Consider the following 2,597-nt stretch of genomic DNA (forward strand, 5'->3'; position numbering starts at 1 on the left):
GGCTCTTCCCAGATGACGGTGTAGGTCGGCCGGGCGCGTCGGTCCGCAGATAGACGTCGAGGTCTCCCGACGATGGAGGTTCCTACGCCATCCATCCGAAAGACCTCGACGTGTCCGACGCTACCCCGCCGGCCGGCTTCGGCCGCCCTGACCTGACCGCCTTCGCGGCTCATCCCAATCGACCCTGATCGGGTCTGCTGACCCCCTCGACGAGAACGCAGCGACATCACAGCCACCCAACCCCGACCGCCCGGGAAGCCGGGGCACGTCACATGGCCTGTGCTGCGGGCGTGTCGAGTGGGTCGTCCAGGGGCGACGCAGGAGCGTCGACGCGACGTGCTGAGAGGTGGTTCCAACCGAGCGCTAGGACACCGGCTACAGGCATGGCGATAGGTCAGGAACGGCGTCGCTCCCTGCGCAGGAGGGAGCGCAGAGTCTCGGCGTTCGCATAGCCGACCCGTAGCGCGATCTCGGCGGAGGTGAGGTCCGTGGTTGCTGAGAGGTGCCGCGCTCGTTCGATGCGAAGCCGTTGGACGAAGCCGAGCGGAGTGAGGTTGAGCGCCGCACGGACTCGTCGTTCGAGGGTGCGCCGGCTGGTGCCGAGCGACTGCGCGACGAAGGCGACGTTGAACGGTTCGTCCAGGCGGGCGCGCACGAAGCGTTCGAACTCGACGACGATCGGGTCCTCGTGCCGGAGATGTTCGTAGGCGACGAAGGCCGCCTGCGACGGACGCTCGTCGATGATGAGGAGCTTGGCGACATGTTGGGCCAGGTCGGGGCTGATCGATCGCACGAGTGAGAGCGCGAGGTCGATGTGGGCGAACGCGGCGCCGGCGGTGACGAGGTTCCCGTCGACCACGACCATGGTGTCGAGATCGAGGGCGACGGTCGGATAGCGCTTCAGGAACTCCGGCCCCAGGAACCAGCTGGTCGTCGCCCGCCGATGATGCATCCGTCCAGTCTCGGCGACGGCGAACACGCCGGTGCACGCCGCGGCGATCCGGGTGGTCGCGTCGTCGAGGCGCCCGAGTGAGGCGATGACCGAACGTGCATCTCGGCTCTGGAGGGCGTCGTTGGTAGCGGCGGCCGTGAGGGTTCCAAGCGCAGGGACGACGACCACGTCGAACTCTCCGGACTCCGACAGCGGGTGGTCTACCGACAGGGTCATCGATGCCGTCGTGGTCACTCGCCGTTTCGGTCCGAGGATGGCGAGTTCGATCGGGTCGATCCGCGGGTCGACATCGCCGCGGGCTCCGTCGGCCACCCGCACGATGTCGATGACCGACGCGACAGCCGAACCGAAGCAGCCGTCGATCGCGATCAGTCCGATACGCATGGCGCGAACAATAGCAATACTGTCGTATACGCCACTTCTCACATGCCCTTGCTCGTCGTACGCTGAACTCGCCCCACGAAGAACCCCGACTTCAAGGAGAACCCCTCATGTCCACACCCGCATCACTTCCGTATGCCTTCGTCGCCAAGATCGTCGCGGCCGATGGACAGCACGACGCGCTCGCCGATCTGCTCGCCGGCGCTGTCGCACTCGCCAACGAAGAAGTAGGAACGATTGTCTGGTTCGCGGCTAGGACCCACGCCGACACCTTCTGGATCTTCGATGCATTCCCCGACGAGGCCGCTCGCGACGCCCACGCCAACGGCGCCATCGTCGCAGCCCTGACGGCCAACCAGCACCTCCTCGGCGCAGCACCCGAGATCCTGGCGGCCGACGTCCTCGCGTCCAAGCTCCCGTAGTCCGCCAACGCACGAGACGATCGCGCCCCGTCGAGCCGTCGGACCCGACCGCCTCGACACCCGCACCACGTTGACGATCCCCGACGGGCCGATCACGAGGAGGCCAGGCAACACCAGGCGCAAGCCTGGAGCGGCACTGTTTCACCGGTGGTCATCGAGAGAGCCAGCGCGGCTCCATGGCAGCGCAACTGTGTCAACTTGCCCTCCGTCCCGCGAGGCGCCGTGGGCGGGGTCGTGGTTGCGATCCGTTGCCGTGACGGGAGACGCGTTGCGCGTCGCAGCGATGACGGGTCGTTGGCGTTCCGGGGCGTTGCGTTCGTGCGCGTCGCGCGTGCGGCATGGAGCATCTCGCTGCGCACACAACGATCGTTGCGCCGACGCACCGTTGACACCTCGCACGTCCAGGTCGCGACACAACGCCACGCTGCGTTGCCGAGCGGAGCGAGGCCTTTCGGCACACGGACAGGATGCCGGCCGCGAGCGCTCAGCCGGCGAGGGGTCCGTCGCAGAGGAGAGCGACGTCGGTGTCGGGCAGAGCCGTGAGGCCAGCGCATCGCGCGACCACCAGAACCGAACCGACGACCTAATCACGTCGGCTCTGCGTCTATCGCTTGATGCGCCCACTGGGTGAACGAGCCGCTGACCTGCACAAACGCCGAGCGTGGGGGACGCTGCCATCCGGTGGTGACCGACGACGACCGACCAGTACCGACCGTTTTACCGGAGTTTCACCGGAGCTCGCGGCGGCGTCGAAGCCGAGCAAGCTCCATTCTTTAGCTCACCGCGCCTTGCTCCTCGCCGGTCCCGTCGTCGTCGAAGACGTCTCTCAGGGCTCTTCCCAG

2 protein-coding genes are annotated in these 2,597 nt (G+C 67.2%); one reads left to right on the top strand and one right to left on the bottom strand.

Going from position 1 to position 2,597, the window contains the following annotated elements:
* Positions 1-394 precede the first annotated feature (394 nt).
* Positions 395-1,336 carry a GlxA family transcriptional regulator gene (locus tag J1M81_RS25630; protein ID WP_027504856.1) on the bottom strand — a complete coding sequence of 314 codons (942 nt, stop codon included), beginning with the start codon at positions 1,334-1,336 and terminating at the stop codon, positions 395-397.
* Positions 1,337-1,443: 107 nt separating this feature from the next.
* Between J1M81_RS25630 and J1M81_RS25635 the strand changes: the two genes are divergently transcribed.
* Positions 1,444-1,755 carry a putative quinol monooxygenase gene (locus J1M81_RS25635; RefSeq protein WP_206499143.1) on the top strand — a complete coding sequence of 104 codons (312 nt, stop codon included), beginning with the start codon at positions 1,444-1,446 and terminating at the stop codon, positions 1,753-1,755.
* Positions 1,756-2,597 lie beyond the last annotated feature (842 nt).

The organism is Rhodococcus sp. KRD175, assembly GCF_017168275.1.
GTDB classification, from domain to species: Bacteria; Actinomycetota; Actinomycetes; order Mycobacteriales; family Mycobacteriaceae; genus Rhodococcoides; species Rhodococcoides fascians.